The sequence below is a fragment of the Protofrankia symbiont of Coriaria ruscifolia genome, assembly GCF_900634745.1.
In the GTDB taxonomy this organism is placed as follows: domain Bacteria; phylum Actinomycetota; class Actinomycetes; order Frankiales; family Frankiaceae; genus Protofrankia; species Protofrankia californiensis.
Map to the genome: position 1 here is coordinate 8,443 of NZ_CAAAFR010000012.1, position 1,388 is coordinate 9,830.

The window sequence follows — 1,388 nt, forward strand, 5'->3', positions numbered from 1 at the left end:
GTGGGGCGCCGCGGGAGCAGGTACCCGTACGGATCCGCAGCCAGGTCCTCCCCCTGACCCGTACCACCCCGCCGACGGAGACTGGCCTGTCGCACTGGTCGAGCCGGGAAATGGCCAAATACATCACACGTACCACCGGAACATCGATATCCTGGCATTACGTGGTATTCATTCAGGGGTTCGGGGTTGTGGCTCGTTGACCTGGGTGTATGCGTTGGGGAGACACGCTGGGGGTGTTGCTTGATCGTGGCGGCTGGCCGGGGATGATCGGGGGCTGTGGCTGACCCGTCCGCGTCGTTGGAGTCGCGTCTTACGGCTGCCGAGGCGCGGGTCGAGGAGTTCGCGGCGTTGAACGACCGGCTGGCTGAGGCGAACAACGGGCTGGCAGCGGCGAACGAGCGGATAGTGGCGGCGAACAGCCAGCTGCGGCGAGTGATCGAGGACAGCGGCGAACGCCACGCGGCAGGGCGGGGCAGGCCGAGCGGCGGCGCCTGCGGGGACGGGTCGAGGAGCTGGAACTCGAGGTCGCGGAGCTCAAGCGGCGGCTCGGGCGGGACAGCACGAACAGGGCTGTTGCGTTGTGGGAAAGCAGGACATGGCGGACCCTGCCTGAATATTGATCAGATCGCCAGAGCGAGCTCGGCGAAAGCAGCCGACACCCGCAGCCGCGGGTCGGCATCGACACCGAGTTCGTCGTGGCCACGGCGGACGTTCTGCACGAACGCGTGCCCGGAACTGACCGTCTGCGCGGAACGGAAACATTTCAATCCGCGCATCGGCCGCAGCCTGGCCTTGAGCTGGCTATGGTCGGACTCGATCCGGTTGTGCGCCCGCCGGGCATCGACATGGTGGGCGGCGGGTAGCTGCTCGGCCAGCACCCGCGGGTAGGACGCCGCCTGGTCGGTGGTCACCTCGACCGGCCGACCGCCATGGGATCGCGCCTGGGTGAAGAACCGCCGGGCCGCGACCAGGTCCCGATGGTCGGAGGCGAGCACGTCGATGACCTGCCCGTCCAGGTCGACCGCCCGGTACAGGTAGATCCACTTTCCGGGGACCTTGACGTAGGTTTCGTCGACGAACCACCGATCTCCGGGGGTGTGTCGGCAGGGCCGGGCGGCGTCGATCAGCAGCGGGGTGAACCGCTGCACCCACCGGTACACGGTCACATGATCGACAACCAGGCCGCGTTCGGCCAGGAGTTCCTCGACGTCCCGGTACGACAGCAGCGCGTAGCGCAGGTACCAGCGGACCGCCAGCACGCTTCCCCTCCGGTGGGAACCGGAACCCGGTGAACTCCGAGACCGGAACCGGTGGACGGACGGCACGTCGACGCATCCCTCCACCATGCCCGACCAAGGATTCTGCGGATGCAACAGACCCCCCGGCCG

3 pseudogenes are annotated in these 1,388 nt (G+C 67.9%); 2 read left to right on the forward strand and 1 reads right to left on the reverse strand.

What is annotated here, in order from left to right:
* Both CV1CTNOD_RS25210 and CV1CTNOD_RS26080 read left to right on the forward strand, forming a co-directional pair.
* Positions 1-164: pseudogene (locus CV1CTNOD_RS25210) on the forward strand (IS630 family transposase); the annotation flags it as partial.
* A 112-nt stretch (positions 165-276) separates the two neighbouring features.
* Positions 277-575 (forward strand): annotated as a pseudogene (locus CV1CTNOD_RS26080) (hypothetical protein); the annotation flags it as partial.
* 45 nt (positions 576-620) lie between these two features.
* Here CV1CTNOD_RS26080 and CV1CTNOD_RS01085 read toward each other — a convergent pair.
* A pseudogene (locus CV1CTNOD_RS01085) lies at positions 621-1,335 on the reverse strand (IS6 family transposase).
* Positions 1,336-1,388 lie beyond the last annotated feature (53 nt).